This is a genomic window from Methylobacter sp. Wu1 (genome assembly GCF_036553575.1).
Lineage (GTDB): Bacteria > Pseudomonadota > Gammaproteobacteria > Methylococcales > Methylomonadaceae > Methylobacter.
Genome location: NZ_JAZHOC010000050.1, coordinates 49,059 through 68,296 on the forward strand (window position 1 = coordinate 49,059; position 19,238 = coordinate 68,296).

A 19,238-nucleotide genomic window follows, 5' to 3' on the forward strand; every position below is an offset into this window, starting at 1 on the left:
ACGGGAATTAATTAACCTAATTTGCGCCTTTGCTCCCTTCTCATACGGTCATATTCAGCATCGGATAAGTTAGGATCGAAAATTGTTTTTTTGCCTTGGCTTGCTGCCTTATTTCCGACGGTGGGCACTGGATTTGCCGCCGTTGGTGTCTGCTTCTTAAGCGAATTGGCTTTCTTTAGCGCCAGGTCATACAACATGGCCTTACGCGCTAAAACAATATTGTCTGCCCGTGAATGGCTCAAATTAATCAAGTCTTGGTCAGAATAGCCTGAGTCTTTCAGGTAGCTTATAAGCTCCTGTTCATCTTTCTGGCGGACTTCTTGGTTCTTCCATTCCGGTATTAAATCGTTTATCAGCCGCTCTGACTCTTTAGCCAAATGCTGCTGTAGTTGTTGCTGTTGCTCATGGGCTTGTTGCTGCTGTAGGTAAGCTTTGGCCTGTTGAGCTTCGTACATTGCCGTCTGACGCTGCTTGAATATCTCCTGCTGCTTTAGGTATTCATGTGGATTGTTCTCAAGCAGGTTTTGCCAGTCCGGTTGCCCTTCATTGGCGAATAACTGTATTTGAGATTCCAGGCGCTCAACGGCCTTTGATAAGAGCTGTTGATGCTGCGTGTACTGTTCGCGCTGTGTCTCCGCCTCTTTCCGAATTTGCGCGGCTTCCTCGAATCGTTTCGCGGCAGCTTGCTCTTTCTGGTAATTGGCTATTAACTCATCGCGCGTAACCTGCTTTTCCTCGCCATTGATTTTTACAGTGTATAAATCAGCGGGAGGCGTTTCTGATTCATGCGCGCTATCGGTTAAATCATCATCAGTAGCTGTAATAGCATTGATTAACGATTCATCTGGATCTGGCGCAGTCTCAGTAATTACTGTTGATTCTGCGCCGGTTACGGTAGCTTCATCTTCCATAGTGTTTCCTTAAGGAGTTTGCTGTCATCACGACAGTGTTTAAAAAATCAATTATTTTGATTCATTCAGCTTTTCTTTCAGAGCATAGCCCATTAAAGGCCAGAGTTCTTCTTTGGCATTGGCTATAGCAATGTTGATACCTTTTTCGGGTACGTCATTTTCTGGAGATGCTGCTACTGATGGTTTACCTGTAGCAGCAAAGCCGTTCTGCAATGTCAACACAGCCCAGCGTAGTATCTGCCCTGACTTAGATACATGCTTTACAATTTCAGTATCAACTATGTTAGCTTCAATATCTTCAGACGTTACCCTTGGGGCTGTTAAGCCTTTGGTTTGGATTTCTTTTTCTATTTCGTTGTCGCTCATCGTTCTCAATAATCTATTGGTTTAAATTAGCGGGGCCTTGGCTTGCCGCTGGTTGTTGATTCGGTAATATGTCCGGCGATTGCAGAACCTGCATAATTGTCTGCACCACCAACGTCTGTATGGTTTCTGGTGTCATACCAGCAGAAACGGCTTTAACACGGTCTGATTCAGCTTTGTATGCGTCAATATCGAGTTTTCGCACTTCAAGTGATTTATCCTGCTCCAATTCAGCAATACGCGCTTGCATCTGTTGCAACATCTGTTTGCCTTGCTCTATAGTATGCTGCATCTGCATTTCTTGCGGAGTAGGGCCATCTTCGTTCTGCAACTGTGGCGGCAGCATGATTTTCAGGCGTTTGGAGATCTCATCAGCGCCAGGCCAATCAAGATTTTTAGCCAGCATATCGCCAATGAACGGAGCGGCTTGCGGAAATGCGCGTAATAGCTCAATCATCTGATTGGCTGCTTCTTCTCTGCGAGTCGTGAACGATGGACCAGTGCTGACGGTTAAATCATACTTGCCTGCTGACAGGTCGTAGATACGCTCTGCGCCTTCTTCCAATTGTGATTGCTGCCCAATGCGTACATTCTGCGGCTGTTTGCCATCATCACCACCCAATACGCGAATAATGCGATCACCGTTATAAACGTGCGGTATCAGGTCGATCAGAATGCGGCCTGTATGACGAATAGAGCGGTTTAGGTTGTCGATGAAATGGAACGTACTGGTATCTGATTCACGCTGACGTGCCATGATAGCCTTGCCGCTTGTCTCATTTGATCTAGCACCCATGCCAGCATCATAAATGCCTATGATTGCCTTCATATCATCAGATGCGTTCAGGGCTTCCTGCAATGCGCCAGCCGGGACACCATCAAACGGCTGTCTTTGCGGAGGTATACCGCCATCAAACTCGATATACGGCCATGATTTTGTATTGGCTGTCTGCCATTTAGCGGCATCAGTGTTAAATGAACCCTTTGGCCCGATATAAGGCGCTTTAGGCGCTAATGCGACTAGTTCTGTTGATGTTGTGCGCCAGTAATTAAACATGCGCTGAGGGTCTTTAGCATCACGCACTAACGAGCGCAATACGCGTTTACCTTCAACATTGATCTCTTCGCCATAGACAGGAATAATCGGAATATAACGTCCGGCCCAATCATTATTCTCAAGTATTTCAGCACCCGACATAATGCGCTGCATTACTTTGTAACTGCGCGCCTGTCTGTCACCAGTGACAACCAGTCCTAACGTGTCGAATGTATCTTGATTGGCTTTATACTTCTCGGCATCCAGGATCATGCCGTTAGATAGCTGAACGATTACTTTAGGAACCTCATCACGAGTCCAGTATTCAGCAACTTGAACAAATTCGTTCTCCATCCAAGGGGCAGGAAGATCCTGATAGGCTTCGTCCCAGCCTTTACGATCATTAGCCCCTTTATATTTAGCCTTGAACTGATGCTTAGGCATCGTATTGACGACAAAAGCCCTCATCCAATCACTTGAATCAGCCTTTGTGCTTTCTGGATCACCATAGACCGAGAATGGATTAGCAATAGTCTCGATGACAATATCTTTATCAAAACTATCGTCGTGCGCATAATCGACGTTTACACGCCAATAACCGAAACCCATAGTTACTGCTGACTCTAACGCCGTGTCATAGGCAACATCAGCATTGGATGTGTACTCGATATTGCGGATTAATCCGTTGATAATCTCTGCTGTTTCTGGATCAGCTTCTGAGTCGGCTGGATGGATTTTAATAGACGGCTTATTCTGCCTGGAGTCATTGACGACTTGACGAATAAAAGCCGGTAGACGGTTGATAGTAAGGCATGGCCGTCCTTCTTGCTCTCTTTGCTGACGCACATTCTCCGGCCATTGCTCAGCCAGTCGTGCAAATTTCAGGTCGGACAAAGCGGCATCGCGGTTTTCCTTTTCCGCTTCTGCTGCTAACTTGAACGCTTCTAGCGCGTCTTTAAGAATGTCACTATCGGCCATAAGTCCTGGAAGGAAAGTTACGTCATCACGACGTTACAAAATCAGCCTAAGCTGATGTTACGATATATCATAACATATATTAGCAAATGTAAATATTTTTCTTTACTAATACGATATTTCGTAATTATTTAGGGAATATGATTCGTTCACACTTTGGAAGTGTCTCCTCGGTATGCAACACAAGCCTTGTTGGATTATCAGCAGATAATGAGACTGGATATTCCTCAATTAGCTCATAAAACTCATTCATATATTCGCTATCTCCTGATGTACTCCATCCGGTTGAGTATCCTTTAGCAATACAAACAGCAGTATTTGTTTCTGGGTCGTAAATAAAAAGTCTGTTCATTGACATAAATTCCTCTCAACCCATCCATCCGCCGCCACCATAAACATTTTTATGCGGTTTCTTGCGGTTCTGTTCATCAAAAATATCTTCTGCAACGATAGCAGCCATCCCTGCCGCGTCACAACAATGTGATGACCAATCATGATCCGGTCCTAATCCTATACCCCTGTTCTCGTCTCGCTTCTCATGATACCAGCCTAACGCATCCAATCCGCCTTTACACTTAGGCTCATTGAACCAGCATTGAGCGAATATGCGTCTCATTGCCTCTATACGCTGAGTTGCTGCTCCTGATCCTTGGTTCTTGATCACCGTCACATCAAAGCCAGCTCTACGAAACTCTGACTCATAAGTTACGTCAAAAACTTTGTCATGATTTACACCGTCATGAGGCAGATATATCTTTGCTTTGCTATAACCATTTCCATTCAACCAAGCAACATGCTCTGCTAATGGTTGCCCAATAGCTTCATAATAATCAAGCCATCTAATCTCTTTGCCAACAAACTGCACGATCCACATGGAGAATGCGTCAGCCTTTGCTCCGGTTCCACCAATATCACAGAATGCTCTATATGTCATAAGCGGATCTGCTGCAACATGGCCTATTCTGTGCTCTTGTCTTGCCATGGCTAAGTGTTTGGCGAAATATGCGCCAGATGACACAGTGACATAATCGCCCTCCCATACGTGATCATATTGATCTGGATTCATGCGTAAATCGTCCAATCGTTCATTCTCCAATTCGGCAGGGAACCAAGGATTATCAGACCAGTTAGCACGAACAACGACTGCGCCAGTAGGCGGTTCTTCTCCTCGCAGGAACATATCAACCGGATCTGTTTTGCGTCTTGGGTTAAAGCTAAACCATATTTCTGAACCGGGCTTTCTTATTGTTGGGCGAAGCATCCGCAATGATGTTGCCGACAGTGTTTGAGCTTCTTCAACCCATGCCCTATCGAAACCCTCTAACGACTTAATAGAGTCTGCTGTGTGATCTTGCATACCTTGGAATATGATAATTCCATCCCCAGGCGTCTTGATAACATCGTTTAGAACTTTAAAGCCTTGCAGTTCGCCTAATCCATACTCTTGCAAGCAATCCTCAAGCAGGCGCTTTGCGGACTCTTTTAGTGACTTCTGAACCTCACGAATACAAACCGACCTCATGCCTGGGTTCCGCAAGTGATCGTCTATCAACATTCCCCCAAAGAAGCGGCTTTTGCCGCTTCCTCGTTCGGCCCCCGTATGCAGCTTTATACCTACTTGGCTGCAATAACGGGGAGAATACCTCTGCTGTTTGTATGCTTAAAGTTTTCATTGATTATTTTGGCTTAACTATCACCCTTTCTACTTTCGATATGGTGTGTTCAACGCTGCCGTTTATCTCTTGCTTAATCGGCGCATTGAATCCATGCATCGCGTTAAGCTCTTTTACAGCCGATGTAATGTCTGATGCCTTATCAGGAGCAGACAAAACTCCTTTTAACGCTCTAATCGAATCCTCGCGAGTCCATAAGTGCAATTGAGCGACTTCTGCACGCAACTCTTCCACCCTCGCTGAAACATCGCTGTTTTGCATGAGAATATATGCGTTATTCTGCACTGTTTCTGGCTTCATATTGTTCGTACTGTACGCACTACGATAAGCATCAGCTTGTGATTTGCCACTTGCGACAGCCTGAGCAAACGCTTCTTGTTTAGGTGTTAGTGCCATCGTCTCCGCCCTTATCAATATTCATTTATTCCCCACATCATCCTCAATGCCCGTTCAATTTCATCAGCCGCCTTTCGCTTTGGAAGCCTCTCAATGATATCTGGCGGTAGTCTAATCGTTATCGTCTGCTTTTTATCCGCTTTTGGTTTGCGTCCTGCGCCTTCCCTGGCTCCGCCTCGTTTTTTGGGTTCAGATAACTCTTTCGACATATCCTTCAATTTCATTATCAGTTATCGTCAACAGTTTTTCGTCGCTGCCGTAATCATCCCATACGTCATGAATGATTTGTGCCAGCTTGTCGGTATCGTAGTCATCGTCTACTGCTGCATAAATAGCATCGTAAATGCGGTTTATGTTTGAGGCCGCTAATTCTTCTTGGCCGTTCCAATCGCCTACAGAATGTGATGTTGCTTTGATGCTTGATGGTTTCATTGTTATTATCCTTGTTTAAATTACTGCGCTTACATGAGAGTTGCAAAAAGACTCCCAGTACCAGTTTAAATCTCCATTGCCTGCGCTTTCATCGTCAATAATTAAAGAACTACCGCCAGATGTGTTGCTCAATGGATTAAGCTCTAATTCAGGAAAGTTGTTTTCCAGCCACTTTATGTAGGCATCGAATTCCCCGTCACAGGAATCTTCGGCAATAGTCAAAATGGCTGATTCAGATCCTACGTGTGGAGCCTGTATTTTTTCTGCGTCAGTTAAATTCAGGTATGGCATTTTTATTCTCCCGATTCAATAATTTCAAAATCATAACTAAATAACGCTTTTGTTATTCCAGTTGTTTTAAACATATCAGGCGTTTCTGGGTTGGTGGCTTCAAGCGATACATAGTAATCATCTTTGATGTTGATGATCTTGTATTCTCTTCTTGATCCTTTTCTTTCTCTGGCGATGTCGCCTATTTTTATTTATCAATCCAAAAATAATAATGATCTATTGATAAATCATTAGTGCCGTAATCAGCCATCACCTCGGCGGCAGACATAAATTGATTTTCGTATTGCTTTGGATCGATATTATTGTTTGCACAGTAAAGACAAAGATTGTCATAGTAATAACCTATATCTCTGTTTCTGTTGTGCAATTTGATTGCATGATCAGGATGATGCGCGTTCGTTGAGAAATTTAATTTTTCTGATAATTTTTTCATTTTTATTCTCCTAATTTGTTCCTGGGAATCCGAAACCGTGAACATAGTATTTCACATTAGAATGAATTACGCAATACTTTTATCAAATGATAATAAATGATTTAAGCCAGAAATTCCCTTGCCCGATTCTCCCAACCAGCTAGGAACACGGCTTGCGATGGATCGCGCTTAACGATGCCGCGATAGTATTTGATTCGCGCTTCTATTATTTGAAGAATTAACATTCTGGCACCAATCAACTCTAAAACATCACGCGCTTTTTTTATGGTAACACCGCCAATAAAACCGTCTGAGTTTTCAGTATTTTGAAACAGAACAAATTGCAGCGTCTTAATCGCTTGCTTTGGCCCCATATTTACAGCCATATCAAACACAACAGGCTGCAATGATTGTGGAAGTTTGTCTATTTTCGGCTTATAAAAATATTCAGCCTTGTATATCTCTGCTGCTTCCTGTTTTGTCAGGGCCTTAACGTCTTCTTGACTGCATTCCTTACCACGCCATGAATTAAGTGTTTTTAGTGTCACCCCAAATTTTGTATAAGAACCGTGATCATTTTTGTTATTAGAATACCCCCCCTCACGCCTGATTATGTCGCTTATCATTTCGTCTACTGTTTTGCTCATTCTGGATAACTCCCGTTTCTACAAAAATAAATAAACTCTTTTTGCCTAATCGACTCTCTCAACCGCTCCGCACTTCGTTGAGCTGATATTATTTCATATACTCCAATCTCTAGCAGATCGCGTTCTTTCTCGATCTCTGCTAGTTCTCTGCGCTCCAGTACTGATGACCATGAGAACAGAGAGAATAGGTTAATTGGGCCGCATTTGATCATTTGTTACGCTCTCGCCTGCCTTTCCCAATTCGCATATGCTGATAATGGAGAATTTCCGTACCCAGCAAAACCTGCATCATCTGCACATTGCCAAAACCCGCTGATTTTTTTAATATGTGGTTTCACGCCGCTTTTCTCCTCTTCATTTCCAAATAACTTAATGTCGCCGACAATCGTGCGTCAGCCTCGTTTATTCCATCAGCCACTAGCCAGCATATCTTTTCCGCAATCGCTTCTATATCGTCATCAGATAGCGTTATTCTGTGCTGTATGGCGTAGTTGTTTAGCCAGTTGACATCTCTCTCGTAGTCGCTGATTTCATTCATCATTCAATCTCCGCCAGCCTAAGCAAGCAACATCATAACCATCCTTAGTTTCTAATGCTCATTTATAACCCAAAAAATAATTCTTGTATTTGTTGTATCTTTTCCTGACAAACTTTGCGCTTTTAAAAGCTTTTCTGCGATCTGTACCAAACCTGTTAATTCTGTACTCAGCTAGTTTATTAATGCTTGTCATTCGTCATACTCCATCTGAATCAGCAATTGCAGACTATGAATAGCCTTCTCTAAATCCTGCCGGCCATTCTTGAACTTATACCGGGTTATATACGCAATAGCATCGCCAGCCATATGTCCAATATCATTAGCATGAGTATATTGCGCCGGCTGAATTTTTAGCCGTGAGTAATGATCGCCACCTACTTGTGTGCTTAAAGCCCCTTTTTCTTCGATTTCAGCCACGTTTACAATTCCCCCACCTGGAAGTATTAATTCATCCTGTTTCGCGCAGTCTTGCGCTTCTATTTCGTCGTTATCCCATCTGTTCACTTCAAATCTCCTGAATCTCAATCCCATGCACCATCAGCATTAATTTCCGCTTGATGATGTATGCCGGTAGTTTTCTAGTCATGGCTGATTTCACATCAACCACAATTGTTTTATTTTGCGCTATGTCGTGAAAAACGAAGTCGGCCACATAACCGCATTGCTTTTCCGTTTTCGCATCGCTACGACGTTTCTGAGCAGGAATTAGCGTATATTTAACCTGAGTCTGTAGGTTATCTATCTCTCCTGCTTCTTCTCGCCATTTCAGAGTCTGGTAATAGCTAGCCTCCTTGCTGCTATCGAACTCTATTCCGTCATAGAGCGTTTTACGGTTTTTGTATTTAGTTGCTCTCATTGCTCATCCCTCACTTCATCACTCCACCAGCGCATTGTCGGGCCGTCGAATTCAACTGCTGCTACCATAGTTTCCCCATGCCTATTCTTGTCAACAATGATTAAGTTTTTCTGATGCCCGTCATCATCTTCTTCTCTGTGCAGTAGCAGAATACTGTCTGCTTCCTGCTCGATAATTCCTGAGTCTCTTAAATCGCTCATTCGTGGTATCTGATCGCCACGGTTAGCATTTCCTCTGTTGAGCTGCGCCAGGACAATCACAGGTATTTTCAGATCACGCGCAAGGTTTTTCATCTGCGTTGCAATCTCTCCAACGTCTAAATTCTGGTTTCCTGTGGCGTTATCTGCTTTTACCCTGGTAAGGTAATCAACAATAACCAGATCAAGACCGCCATCCATTGCCCAGGCTCTGCATTGGAGCATGACATCAGAAACTTTCATCACGGTTTTATCGCAGACTCGAATATCAAGCTCAGATAGCGTTTTTGTTGATGCAGCCACCCTGGACCATTCCAATTCATCAAAACCGGCTGTACGGTATTTTTTGGCGTCAATCCGTGCCATCTGAGCAGAGAACCGAAAGGATATTTGGTCAACGCTCATTTCTGTTGAAATTATGCCGACTCGTTTTTTAGCAAGAGCGACATTAAGCGCAACTGATACACCAAAGGCTGTTTTTCCGACTGCCGGTCTTGCTCCTACAATGCACAGGTCAGACGGATGCAGAGTGCCTAAGATGTAATCAACTTTAGGTATGCCGGTTTTGATTCCGTCCGGTTCTTCACTTCTATCTAGTGTGTTCTCCAGCTTTTCAACCATGATTTTCATCATTTCCTTAGCCGTGAACGAATACTGCCTATGCTCTGCTGTGGTAAACAGGCGCATTGATTCCGTTACGATCTCGCCTAACACGTTTGCCGCTGGTGTTCCGTCTGCAATCGCTTTCATTCCATCACGCAGACGCTGATACATTCGAACGTCTGTAACTTTGTCGCGTAATGATTTCAGGTAATGAGCGTAATTCTTAGCAGACCCAAAAACATCCTTTTGCAGATGCCCAAGAGTAGCAACCATTGATTGATCGTTTAGCTCGTCTGAGACGGTAAAAATGTCAGGAGTAATGCCACGGCCTGATAATTTCACAATCGCGTGAATAACAGCCTTTCTGCGGTCAAATAACGTTAGGTCTAATGGTTCTGTTAGAACTAACTCAGGATGATTTAATAAAACACTGGTTATTACATCTTCCAGGTTTTCTATGTCATCACGGATAGCCATCAGATCACCTTCCTTTGTGCTTGCTGTGCTGGTTGCTGTCTAAATCCTCTTGGTTGACCGTTTGCGTTGTTATTCAAACTCCATGTTGCAAGGCAAGCTTTCCAGGATTTTATTTTCGTCTTTCCTCTCATCCATCCGTTAGCTTCATAGTGATTGAAAAAATACTCTGCATTTATCGAGTATTGTTTTTCATCTATGTAAGCCTGAATTTCAGATACAGAAGGTTTAACAAAACCTGATTTTCCTATTGATAGATTATTGTTAGGTTCTATTGGTAGATTAGTGTCCCGTTTTTGGGACTGGTACCCGTCCCGTTTTTGGGACTGGGTAGTCCCGTTTTTGGGGCTGGTCCCGTTTTTGGTACCAGTACCGTTTTTGGGACTGGTTTTTGGCTCTTCAGAATGTCTATTTTTAACGCCAATTAGCTTATAATAATTTCCTGCACCAACTCTGCGACGAACAGAAATAAGTCCTAATGATTCTAATTCTTGGATGTTCTTCATGATCGTTTTCCTATCAAGGCAAGTATCTTTTTCAAGTCTTGATACAGACGGGTAGCATTCATTTGTTTCGCTGGCCCGATCCGCCAAAGACAACAACAACAATTTTTGAGAAGGCTTGAGCGATTGCTCCCAGGCCCATCTTGTTGCATCTAAGCTCATTGCCTACTCCATTCGCTTAGTAGTTTGTCGCTTTTGTCTCTATTGCAAACAACGCAAGCAGCAACAAGGTTATCGTCTTCATTTGAGCCGCCTTTTGCTAAAGGCAAAATATGATCACATTGAAGGTCTACATTAGTGCTTCCGCAGTATTGGCATGTGTAATTATCTCTAGCAAATATGCGCTCCCTTGTTTCTTTCCATATATTCCAAGGAAGTCTTTCGTCTGTAGTTTCTAAAGGTTTAACTGGAAACCAATCATCAGTTATCAGTTCATTTTCAACTAATGATTGTTTTGTTTTTTCTAACGAATTCGAATCTACCCTTAAGTAAAACGCCATTTCTTCCAATAAAATTGCCTTATCATTATTTAGGCGAATGCAAAGGATCATGACATAACGCCGCTGCTCGACCTCTGAAAGCATTTGTACTTTTGGATCTGTAGCGAATTCGTGATACATGCGAAACCAGGCGTTAGCCATTGTTATTTACCAGATATAAGGCGCAAAACCTCATCATCTACGGATGATGAATCTTGCATTTTTAGCAAAGATAGAGCCGTACTTATTGCTGAGCGGGCTTGTAATAATTTCCCTCTGTAAACGCAGTCAAGCGCGTACTTTAGGTTAGCTATTGCTCTATCGGAATTTGACATATTTGTATTTGGTGACATAATTAAGTCCTCGTTGTATTGGAAAGCCCGGTAATGATGTCGCAGTCGTACCGGGCTTTTTTGTTATTTCAATCTGCTAAAAACCTGAGCCAGTCTGTCATGCTCCATTTTTTCGCCTAGTGTTGCCGCTGGGGAAATCACGAAGTTTCGAGACATTTGGTTGTTCTGTCGTTTACCAGGGTTAAGCAATTTAGCTCTAATGCGGCGATCTGCTGCGGTTATGGTGCGTTTACACATTTCTGTTCGCCTCGGTCAAGGAAGCGCATTCTTCAGCAGCTTGTCTGCATACTTTTTCAATGCTTTTCTCTGTTGCCGCAGGTATTCTTATCAGCCCTAAGTAGTTTCTAAGTTTTCTGACTACTTTTTTTCTTGATTTTCTATTCATTTCCGTTCCTCAAATTTCTCGCAATCTCTCAACCCATCGCCACCCCAGAACAAATCATTATCTGGTTCATTTCCGAGTTTTATTCGAGCTAGTCTTAGTTGTGATTCGCTCGGGTTTTTAGCTTTGTATTGTTCATAAGGGCCGCATTTACCGACTCCAAATCCGTCGCCTAGACGGTCACGTTCAAATAGCCGGCAATAGCGGCAGCAGGCAATCATTCGTAAGGATCAAAATCATCATATGTGTCGTCATCATCTGCGCCGGCAACTAAAGCCCATACGCAAGCAAGGAGAACAAAAATAGAACCAACGCCGATTGCTACCGCTGCCACTATGTTCATGAGATAAAGTCCCAAAGTTCGTTGAATTTCTTATCTATATGCGCGTTAGCGATCCTTATCCACCGATCAGGAAACGACCACGCATACAGAGCCATATTTTTTAATAGTCCATGTACTGCATTCACTAACTCCATTCACTAATCCCCATAATTATTAAATTGATATTCTTACGATGCCGCGAGCTACTGATGCACTAATAGCCGCGCAACGAGCATTGGTTTCTGCATTTCGTACATTTAGCTTTTCATAGATGCGTGATGAATGGGCCTCAACCATTTTTGCTGATATGCCAAGCATTCTGGCTATGGTTTTGTCATTTTTTGCCGAGCAAATCAGTTCAAGCACTTCGCCTTCCCTGGCCGTTAAAACTTCGTTATTAACTAATTTTGCTTTTATTTTCATTTCGTTATTTCCTCTTTGTAATGTGAAATCCCTATATAGGTAATTTCCGACTGTTTTAATTGTTTTTGTTGCTTCATACTGTCCTCACGTTGAAAAAACACCCGGGTCAAAGCCCGGGCTAGTCAGAGGAAGTAGAGACAATGAGCATACATACAGCAACGCCGTATGCCAGAACGGTGAAAATGGTTAAGCGTTTAAAACGTGTTCTGGCAGCTTCTGCTTGGCAAGCTCGTAAATCTTCAAACCACGCTCAAATGAAGTGGATTTATGCCGCCCATGCCTCAGCCTGCAAACCGTATTGCGATCAACGCCAATCTCTGCGCCTATCGCTTTATCAGTCATTCCAATCTGGTTTAATTTATTAAGGAGTTCTTTAATGTTCATGGGGATGGATTCTAATACGAAATCGTATCAAATGCAAAACACTAAATACGAAACCGTCTTTGATAGCGTTGATACGTTGGCGTATGCTGAACGGACTATGAATAAATTACGCGACACACTTCAGAAAGAACTTAACAGAAGGGGATGGAACGCCTACGATCTTGAGTACAGATCTGGTGTTCCGCAACCGACTATTCATCGATTTTTAAAAGGTAAACATGATGACTTGAGGACAAAAAACGTTGAAAAGATAGCCAGGGCCATTGGATTAACCGAGTCACAACTAAGAGGACTTGAACCAATACCAGGCAGTAAAGATCAAAATAACAACAAAGCGGCAGAAATATTGAATTCACTGCCAAAAATCAAAGAACTGACAAAATCAGAGGTAGAATCTTACTGGATAAGCGTGATAATTATGTGTAAGCATTTGATTACAGATGATTTATATCCCGATACAGAGGAAAGCAGACGCGCTTTATTCTGGGAAGCGTTTGACCTGATGGCTAGGTTTAACTACCCAGACATAGCATTAATTGAAAAACTTTTACGAGACAAAGCGCTCAAAAACAAGAAAAAAACTGAGGATCAGCTATAATGTTTTCTTTAATCCTGTATAAAAATGTCAGCGATAGATTACAACAAGCTGTATCAATTAGTAGAATTCTGTGTGAAAGACAATAATGAAATATATGACCTAACGGATTTAGACAAAGTATTTAATGATAGACGGACCGAAAAAGACAGGCGCAAGCAAAGATTTGTGCCGGCTCAGGTAAATATCAACATCGACGGCATTGAAATAACTATAACTGGCGGATCAGCAACAGTTATGAAATGTAAAGATGGCGCATATGTTACGGTTACAGGTGCGTTCATTGATAAAAAATAACCAACCAATCCAATAGAAAACCCGCATAAACTGCGGGTTTTTTTATGCCTGAATAAAAATAAATACGTTTTAGTATTAAAAAAATTTGACTTGTTTGATACGTTTGCGTATTATTTTATCCAACGAAACAAAACACCGTTTCAGCTCTTTCACAATCAGGAAATCTTGAGAGTACTCAAGTACGGCAATTCGGGTATTGGCCTATAACCGTGGCATTAGATTACCGCCCCAGGCTCAGGTGGGTGAAAACAGAGTCGACAATTTCTTAATAACAATGGAATAACAGATATGAAGTTTACCCAAAATCAACGTGAACATCTCCAAGACCTATTGGAGCGCGGAGAAATAACAGCAGATCAAGCAAATGTTGAGAAAGTAAAAATGGCTCGTGTTCAGCTTGTAACCGGACGCTTACCGATGCAAGTCCGTAAAGCCCTGAATGAAGCGGTTAAGAGAGGAGAGATTGGGCATATGGCTAAGAGCGGACGCAAGCCAGAAGCTTACTTCAATCCTAGTTTTGAATACATGGCTAGACAAGCTAGAAACGAACACGAACGAAGCGTATTAAAAGCACTTGCTAGTATTTGCAGGTAAATAACGCTCAAGGATGAGCCGATTACACCAATAGGCATTGCTAGTGTTTATCGGGTAATCGCCATGATTACTTCCTAAAAAACCAACTCTGCCGCCTTAACTGGCGGCTCTTTTTTCAAACGCTTTCGATAGAGAGTTTTTGAAAAACCATTAACAACAGAGAGGAAATGAAATGCCAGATCAAAACAAACGCTATGTAATTGTTAGAACTTATTCGGCAGGCGTTTTTGCTGGAACGATTGAAAGCAGAAACGGGAAAGAAGTGGTTATGACAAACGCCCGCAGACTCTGGTACTGGTCTGGCGCAAGCAGTTTGAGCCAGTTGGCAATGGAAGGCGTTAAAAGACCAAATGATTGCAAATTCCCTTGCGAAGTTGATCGCGTCGAGTTGACTGAAGCAATTGAAATTCTCGACTGCACTGATGCTGCACGAGAAAGCATTGCGAGTGTGCCAGTATGGAAGCAGTAAAAGATAAAGACTGCGGTTCAGGTTACGGTTACGGTTCAGGTTACGGTTCAGGTTACGGTTCAGGTTACGGTGACGGTGAAGGTTACGGTGAAGGTTACGGTTCAGGTTACGGTTCAGGTTCCGGTTCAGGTTCCGGTTCAGGTTCAGGTTCCGGTGACGGTTACGGTTACGGTTAAAAATAAATAGCGCCTTTAATCGGGCGCTTCTTTTTGAATGAGTTCATCCGTTAGATTAATTTATTCACAAATAAACAACGAGGATTGTATGAGAATTGAAATAAAAAATAGATGGTCTGGTGAGGTTATTTTTAGCCATGAGCAGGAAAATAATTCGATAAAAATAACTATTGAATTGGCTGTTAAAGCCCGTGCGAATCTGTCCGGTGCGAATCTGTCCGGTGCGAATCTGGCCGGTGCGAATCTGTCCCGTGCGAATCTGTCCGGTGCGAATCTGTGCGGTGCGAATCTGGACGGTGCGAATCTGTACGGGGCGAATCTGTCCGGTGCGAATCTGTACGGTGCGAATCTGGCCGGTGCGAATCTGTCCCGTGCGAATCTGTACGGTGCGAATCTGTACGGGGCGTATCTGGCCGGTGCGAATCTGGACGGTGCGAATCTGTCCGGTGCGAATCTGGACCGTGCGAATCTGGACCGTGCGAATCTGGACGGTGCGAATCTGTCCGGTGCGAATCTGGACGGTGTGAATCTGTCCGGTGCGAATCTGGACCGTGCGAATCTGGACCGTGCAACTTACGGAATAGCAACGCTAAAAAACGGATTGCTCCAACTTCTTGGAAAATACTGGCCGGTTTTAATTTTCGATGCCCATATAAAAATCGGATGCCAAATGCACAGCACTACTGATTGGGAAACATTTAGTGATGAGCGTATATCAGAAATGTCCGGTAATGCACTTAAGTTCTGGAAAGAGAATAAGGCAATCATCCTGACGCTAGCTAAGCATCATCAGAAACATGCTGAAGAAGTTAAATCGGAAGCTGCATAAATTCACCGCCTTTGGTTGGATTTACCATCGTCTTGACAGTATACGCATAAATACTGTTGCGCTATCGGATCTCTCGCATAATAGCCGAGAATACAGAGTTGGCAAGGACTATATCAAGAGCAGCAGGTTTTTTCACTTTGTGTACTTTCCCTGACTGCGCTTGCTGATTGCTGCGTTTTACTGATAGGAAAGACTATCGCTACGAACAAAACGATTTAGACGTTGTTTAGATCGTTTTTTTGGTGGCATGAACCGGAGTCCTAAAGCTCCGAAAAAAGGCTTTAGCCGATATACGCGCAAGTATCGGACGAGTTAAGCGCAAATTCTGGCAATGTGGTTATTGCACAATCAGAGTTCATGCCATCAAACAGAATCATCAATGAATGTGATTAGCGGCGTGGGTTCACTGCCGCACAGGCAGCTTAGAAAGTATTAACGCTAGTCCTAGTCGCATTCATTGATGACTCTTCATTTCAAACTTCATGCGCTACTGCTGGAGCGGTGGCGGAGATCAATAACACAGACGAAGAGTCATCAATTATCAATTCAGGAGGTTTTATGACTGAAAAATTAACAAAAACAGCAATTAAGGAAGAGCTTGTCAGAAGGATTGCATGGTTTGAAAAAGCTTATGGATTTAGCGAAGAAACAACAATGGAAGGAATAAAGAGCAAGGAAAATCATCATCTTTCTGCTGCATTTGGAAGATATGTAGCTCTTAAAGAGATTAGATGGCAGATAGATAATCGCTTGTTTATTGGCGGATTTACTTGCTAGGAGGTTTTATGACCGAACGAGAACTGGCTTATAGAGCCAAAATGCAATCAATCTTCCCTAATTACGTTACCCGTGAAGAGTTCCCTTCATGGTTAGAAAAGCAAGCGGAAGATTTGGATATTAAAAGAACAAAACTGGCTATTGAGAAAGCCGAAAGACTTAAGGCTGCTGTAGCGAAATATAAACAAGAGCCGCAAAAAGAGTGGCTGGATTATCAGGAGTAAATCATGGCATTTATAGACGAATTTTCATTAACAGACCGTATTGCTGCACACATGGCGAGAATTGATCAGGAAGAGAAAGACAAACTCAAGGCTGAATTAGATTTCGCTTCAACTGCAAACGAAACAGAGAAAGAGCTACATAGGACTCAAGGCTATTTTGTTATTGCTGTTGTGGCTCTGTTTGTGTCACTGGTTGGTAATTTCTTGCAAATGATTGGAGGTTTTCATTTATGAAAAAGTACAGAGTAATCCTGCACTTCAAAGGCGATTTTGATTACGAAGAGACGGTTTTAGCAGCTAATAAATCAGATGCAGAAGCGGAAGCGTTTAAACGGGCTAGAAACTTAGGTTGGAGAAAACCTGTTAAGAAGGCAGAAGTATTGGAGGCAGCATGAAACGATACAGAATGGAAGTTAGACGCGCACTCTACAGAATTGGCGTTCGTGACGCGCGTCTAGGTAAGAAACCGACAAATAAATTCTCAGCATATTTGCGCGGCTTTGGCGATCAATATGCTAAATAGCAAATTCAATCATCACAACCACAATTTTAAGTGAAGATTATGAATAAAGAAAATTATTTTCAACAGCTCTATGCGCTTGACGTTAGCAAGCATGTGGAGAAAAAAGGAAAGTTCAGCTATTTGTCATGGACTTATGCGATAGCTGAGCTTAACAAAATCGATCCAGAGGCAAGCTGGGAAGTGTTGCGGTTTGATGGCTTGCCGTATCTTAAAACTGAATGCGGTTTCTTTGTTGAGGTTGAAGTTATGGTAAGAGGCATCAAGAAGTCTCAGCTTCATCCGGTATTGGACAATAACAATAAGCCCATAGCGCAGCCTAACAGCTTTCAAATCAATACATCAATTCAGCGTTGTCTGGTTAAAGCGATCGCCCTGCATGGGCTTGGTTTATACATCTATGCCGGCGAGGACTTGCCAGAGCAGAAAGAGCTTACTGAGCAAGAGTGCGTGGCATTGATAGAAAGCTCGAATTCAGTTGAAGAGCTAAATTACAACTGGTCACAAATACCAAAGCCTTTGCAATTGAAATTGAAATCTAAGGCAAGCGAAAGAAAACAGCAATTAACACAGGAACAAGCAGCATGAGCAACGTTTTTAGTTTTACTGGCACTTGCGGCAGAGATGCCGAAGTCCGTTATCTTCCGTCTGGACAAGCAGTATTAAATGTTGCTGTGGCCTGCAATATTGGTTATGGCGATAAGCAGCAAACAATGTGGATCACTGTTGCTTTATGGGGCAAGCGCGCCGAAGGACAGTTGCAGAATTACCTTAAGAAAGGTCAGCAAGTATTCTGCTCAGGCGAACTGAGACAGCGTGAGTATCAAGCAAAAGACGGTACGACAATAACCAATCTTGATCTTAACGCCAATATTCTTGATCTTGTCGGCGGCAAGCGTGAAAACGATCAGCAAAGCACACAGCAGAGGCACGATAAGCCTGAGGTGGCAAAGGGGAGTACTGATAATTTCGGGGACTCATACGATGACGATATTCCATTTTAGAATCAATAACTTACGTTAAATTAACTTAACAATAGCCCTGCTTATGTGGGGCTTTTTGGGGGAATTATGGAACTAGTATCAACACTAGAAGCCTGCCAAATCCTTATCGGAGGAAAGCATTTTAGGCTATTCAAACGCATGTTTGGACAACTTGAAGGTGCGCCTAAAGTCGTTACAAAGCGCGGATGGGGCCATACAAATATGTATCGCCGAGATGAAATCATCGTCTTTGGTAAAGATCGTGATGTTCTGGCAGAGCTTAGAACTGCTTTCAATGCGTATATATACGAATATCAGCAGCGCAAAAAAGGACGTAGAACTGAAACGCCTGTTGTTAATGATTCGTTAGAAGTTCGGTTTCTGCGCGGTGATTTTTCGCCACAGTACAAACAGATTGTAAAAAAACACGTTGTCCGCATGGCAAGAGATAATCAGGCTGAAACAATCAGAGTTAGCGTTAGCGAGGAAGAAGCAGCATGAAAAACATTCAACAATTGCAGGCTGAGTTCATGGATGCTTGTGGTCAGTTAAGGCATGAAACTCCTATACAGCCCTCATATGAAAGTGATTTTCCGCTATGGAAAGCGCTTATCGTAGAAGAAAGTGCGGAGTTGCATCAAGCAATATGGAAATTTGTTTACTGTGAAGATGAGGATTCATTAAAAAATATATCAGAAGTATGCGCCGAAGCTGTTGATCTAGTCTATGTCACCATGGGCCTGATGAACTATTTAGGACTGCCGTTTATGGAAATGTTCAACGAGATCCATGCCGCAAATATGCGTAAATGCGTAGGCGGCAAGGTGATTAAAAACGAGCAGGGCAAGGTATTGAAGCCTGAAGGATGGAAAGCGGCAGATAAGCTGAAAGTCATTCATGATGCTATCAAGAAAGCACAGGCGGCAGAATGAGAACCGGCGACTATAAAATCAATTACTACAATCGATACGGTAAGCGCCTGAAAGATTTTGATGACTACGCAGAAAGCATACAGGATGCAAAGAGAAAGGCATTTTTGCTAATTGAGTCATGTAACATTAATGATGAGCATTCAAGTCCTGTATCGTATTCGATTGATAGACGAGTATTTAACTCGCTGGACG

Annotated in this window: 34 protein-coding genes; 14 read left to right on the forward strand and 20 right to left on the reverse strand. The window is 42.8% G+C overall.

What is annotated here, in order from left to right; translation table 11 throughout:
• Positions 1–11: 11 nt before the first annotated feature.
• From V2P20_RS09090 to V2P20_RS09185, 20 genes are all read right to left on the reverse strand, one after another.
• The gene (locus V2P20_RS09090; protein WP_331817888.1) at positions 12–911 is read right to left on the reverse strand and encodes a hypothetical protein; all 900 of its coding nucleotides are present in this window, start codon (positions 909–911) and stop codon (positions 12–14) included.
• Between the two features lie 51 nt (positions 912–962).
• Positions 963–1,277, reverse strand: coding sequence for a Gp49 family protein (locus tag V2P20_RS09095; RefSeq protein ID WP_331817889.1), 315 nt, complete (start codon positions 1,275–1,277; stop codon positions 963–965).
• A gap of 13 nt (positions 1,278–1,290) precedes the next feature.
• Positions 1,291–3,288 (reverse strand): portal protein, encoded by a 1,998-nt coding sequence (locus V2P20_RS09100; protein WP_331817890.1) that lies wholly within the window; start codon positions 3,286–3,288, stop codon positions 1,291–1,293.
• 124 nt (positions 3,289–3,412) lie between these two features.
• Positions 3,413–3,637 carry a hypothetical protein gene (locus V2P20_RS09105; protein ID WP_331817891.1) on the reverse strand — a complete coding sequence of 75 codons (225 nt, stop codon included), beginning with the start codon at positions 3,635–3,637 and terminating at the stop codon, positions 3,413–3,415.
• 15 nt (positions 3,638–3,652) lie between these two features.
• Positions 3,653–4,897 (reverse strand): PBSX family phage terminase large subunit, encoded by a 1,245-nt coding sequence (locus V2P20_RS09110; RefSeq protein ID WP_331817980.1) that lies wholly within the window; start codon positions 4,895–4,897, stop codon positions 3,653–3,655.
• 64 nt (positions 4,898–4,961) lie between these two features.
• Entirely contained in the window at positions 4,962–5,354 is a 393-nt protein-coding gene (locus V2P20_RS09115; RefSeq protein WP_331817892.1) for a hypothetical protein, read from the reverse strand.
• A gap of 189 nt (positions 5,355–5,543) precedes the next feature.
• Positions 5,544–5,786, reverse strand: coding sequence for a hypothetical protein (locus tag V2P20_RS09120; protein ID WP_331817893.1), 243 nt, complete (start codon positions 5,784–5,786; stop codon positions 5,544–5,546).
• A 15-nt stretch (positions 5,787–5,801) separates the two neighbouring features.
• Positions 5,802–6,077, reverse strand: coding sequence for a hypothetical protein (locus tag V2P20_RS09125; protein WP_331817894.1), 276 nt, complete (start codon positions 6,075–6,077; stop codon positions 5,802–5,804).
• Between the two features lie 187 nt (positions 6,078–6,264).
• Complete coding sequence (locus V2P20_RS09130; RefSeq protein WP_331817895.1) at positions 6,265–6,510, reverse strand: hypothetical protein; 246 nt, start codon at positions 6,508–6,510, stop codon at positions 6,265–6,267.
• A gap of 101 nt (positions 6,511–6,611) precedes the next feature.
• Entirely contained in the window at positions 6,612–7,136 is a 525-nt protein-coding gene (locus V2P20_RS09135) for a glycosyl hydrolase 108 family protein (protein ID WP_331817896.1), read from the reverse strand.
• Between the two features lie 334 nt (positions 7,137–7,470).
• Entirely contained in the window at positions 7,471–7,677 is a 207-nt protein-coding gene (locus V2P20_RS09140; RefSeq protein ID WP_331817897.1) for a hypothetical protein, read from the reverse strand.
• 186 nt (positions 7,678–7,863) lie between these two features.
• Positions 7,864–8,178: a DUF3310 domain-containing protein gene (locus V2P20_RS09145; protein ID WP_331817898.1), complete on the reverse strand. Its 315-nt coding sequence runs from the start codon at positions 8,176–8,178 to the stop codon at positions 7,864–7,866.
• A gap of 1 nt (position 8,179) precedes the next feature.
• On the reverse strand, positions 8,180–8,530 hold the full coding sequence (locus V2P20_RS09150) for a DUF1064 domain-containing protein (RefSeq protein ID WP_331817899.1): 351 nt from the start codon (positions 8,528–8,530) through the stop codon (positions 8,180–8,182).
• Positions 8,527–9,807 (reverse strand): DnaB-like helicase C-terminal domain-containing protein, encoded by a 1,281-nt coding sequence (locus tag V2P20_RS09155; protein ID WP_331817900.1) that lies wholly within the window; start codon positions 9,805–9,807, stop codon positions 8,527–8,529. Before V2P20_RS09155 ends, V2P20_RS09150 begins: the two co-directional genes overlap by 4 nt.
• The gene (locus V2P20_RS09160) at positions 9,807–10,469 is read right to left on the reverse strand and encodes a helix-turn-helix domain-containing protein (RefSeq protein WP_331817901.1); all 663 of its coding nucleotides are present in this window, start codon (positions 10,467–10,469) and stop codon (positions 9,807–9,809) included. The genes V2P20_RS09155 and V2P20_RS09160 overlap by 1 nt, the downstream gene beginning before the upstream one ends.
• Positions 10,466–10,948, reverse strand: a complete 483-nt coding sequence (locus V2P20_RS09165; protein ID WP_331817902.1) for an HNH endonuclease — start codon at positions 10,946–10,948, stop codon at positions 10,466–10,468. Before V2P20_RS09165 ends, V2P20_RS09160 begins: the two co-directional genes overlap by 4 nt.
• Before the next feature lie 420 nt (positions 10,949–11,368).
• Positions 11,369–11,524: a hypothetical protein gene (locus tag V2P20_RS09170; RefSeq protein ID WP_331817903.1), complete on the reverse strand. Its 156-nt coding sequence runs from the start codon at positions 11,522–11,524 to the stop codon at positions 11,369–11,371.
• A gap of 214 nt (positions 11,525–11,738) precedes the next feature.
• Positions 11,739–11,864 (reverse strand): hypothetical protein, encoded by a 126-nt coding sequence (locus V2P20_RS09175; RefSeq protein ID WP_331817904.1) that lies wholly within the window; start codon positions 11,862–11,864, stop codon positions 11,739–11,741.
• 153 nt (positions 11,865–12,017) lie between these two features.
• Positions 12,018–12,266 carry a LuxR C-terminal-related transcriptional regulator gene (locus V2P20_RS09180; protein ID WP_331817905.1) on the reverse strand — a complete coding sequence of 83 codons (249 nt, stop codon included), beginning with the start codon at positions 12,264–12,266 and terminating at the stop codon, positions 12,018–12,020.
• Between the two features lie 186 nt (positions 12,267–12,452).
• Positions 12,453–12,650 carry a hypothetical protein gene (locus V2P20_RS09185; RefSeq protein WP_331817906.1) on the reverse strand — a complete coding sequence of 66 codons (198 nt, stop codon included), beginning with the start codon at positions 12,648–12,650 and terminating at the stop codon, positions 12,453–12,455.
• 31 nt (positions 12,651–12,681) lie between these two features.
• Here V2P20_RS09185 and V2P20_RS09190 point away from each other — a divergent pair, with 31 nt between their 5' ends.
• From V2P20_RS09190 to V2P20_RS09255, 14 genes are all read left to right on the forward strand, one after another.
• Positions 12,682–13,248, forward strand: a complete 567-nt coding sequence (locus V2P20_RS09190; RefSeq protein ID WP_331817907.1) for a helix-turn-helix transcriptional regulator — start codon at positions 12,682–12,684, stop codon at positions 13,246–13,248.
• A 72-nt stretch (positions 13,249–13,320) separates the two neighbouring features.
• A complete protein-coding gene (locus V2P20_RS09195) occupies positions 13,321–13,542 on the forward strand; it encodes a hypothetical protein (protein WP_331817908.1) in 222 nt (73 codons plus the stop codon).
• A gap of 288 nt (positions 13,543–13,830) precedes the next feature.
• Positions 13,831–14,136 (forward strand): hypothetical protein, encoded by a 306-nt coding sequence (locus V2P20_RS09200; protein ID WP_331817909.1) that lies wholly within the window; start codon positions 13,831–13,833, stop codon positions 14,134–14,136.
• A 172-nt stretch (positions 14,137–14,308) separates the two neighbouring features.
• On the forward strand, positions 14,309–14,605 hold the full coding sequence (locus V2P20_RS09205; RefSeq protein ID WP_331817910.1) for a hypothetical protein: 297 nt from the start codon (positions 14,309–14,311) through the stop codon (positions 14,603–14,605).
• Positions 14,593–14,781: a hypothetical protein gene (locus V2P20_RS09210; protein ID WP_331817911.1), complete on the forward strand. Its 189-nt coding sequence runs from the start codon at positions 14,593–14,595 to the stop codon at positions 14,779–14,781. The genes V2P20_RS09205 and V2P20_RS09210 overlap by 13 nt, the downstream gene beginning before the upstream one ends.
• Positions 14,782–14,869: 88 nt before the next feature.
• On the forward strand, positions 14,870–15,610 hold the full coding sequence (locus V2P20_RS09215; protein WP_331817912.1) for a pentapeptide repeat-containing protein: 741 nt from the start codon (positions 14,870–14,872) through the stop codon (positions 15,608–15,610).
• Between the two features lie 558 nt (positions 15,611–16,168).
• Positions 16,169–16,387 (forward strand): hypothetical protein, encoded by a 219-nt coding sequence (locus V2P20_RS09220; protein WP_331817913.1) that lies wholly within the window; start codon positions 16,169–16,171, stop codon positions 16,385–16,387.
• Between the two features lie 8 nt (positions 16,388–16,395).
• A complete protein-coding gene (locus V2P20_RS09225) occupies positions 16,396–16,611 on the forward strand; it encodes a hypothetical protein (protein ID WP_331817914.1) in 216 nt (71 codons plus the stop codon).
• A 3-nt stretch (positions 16,612–16,614) separates the two neighbouring features.
• Positions 16,615–16,845 (forward strand): hypothetical protein, encoded by a 231-nt coding sequence (locus tag V2P20_RS09230; protein ID WP_331817915.1) that lies wholly within the window; start codon positions 16,615–16,617, stop codon positions 16,843–16,845.
• The gene (locus V2P20_RS09235) at positions 16,842–17,006 is read left to right on the forward strand and encodes a hypothetical protein (protein WP_331817916.1); all 165 of its coding nucleotides are present in this window, start codon (positions 16,842–16,844) and stop codon (positions 17,004–17,006) included. The genes V2P20_RS09230 and V2P20_RS09235 overlap by 4 nt, the downstream gene beginning before the upstream one ends.
• A 167-nt stretch (positions 17,007–17,173) precedes the next feature.
• Positions 17,174–17,719 carry a DUF1071 domain-containing protein gene (locus tag V2P20_RS09240; RefSeq protein WP_331817917.1) on the forward strand — a complete coding sequence of 182 codons (546 nt, stop codon included), beginning with the start codon at positions 17,174–17,176 and terminating at the stop codon, positions 17,717–17,719.
• The gene (locus V2P20_RS09245; protein WP_331817918.1) at positions 17,716–18,135 is read left to right on the forward strand and encodes a single-stranded DNA-binding protein; all 420 of its coding nucleotides are present in this window, start codon (positions 17,716–17,718) and stop codon (positions 18,133–18,135) included. The genes V2P20_RS09240 and V2P20_RS09245 overlap by 4 nt, the downstream gene beginning before the upstream one ends.
• 66 nt (positions 18,136–18,201) lie before the next feature.
• Positions 18,202–18,615, forward strand: coding sequence for a hypothetical protein (locus tag V2P20_RS09250; protein ID WP_331817919.1), 414 nt, complete (start codon positions 18,202–18,204; stop codon positions 18,613–18,615).
• On the forward strand, positions 18,612–19,046 hold the full coding sequence (locus V2P20_RS09255; protein ID WP_331817920.1) for a nucleoside triphosphate pyrophosphohydrolase family protein: 435 nt from the start codon (positions 18,612–18,614) through the stop codon (positions 19,044–19,046). The genes V2P20_RS09250 and V2P20_RS09255 overlap by 4 nt, the downstream gene beginning before the upstream one ends.
• Positions 19,047–19,238 lie beyond the last annotated feature (192 nt).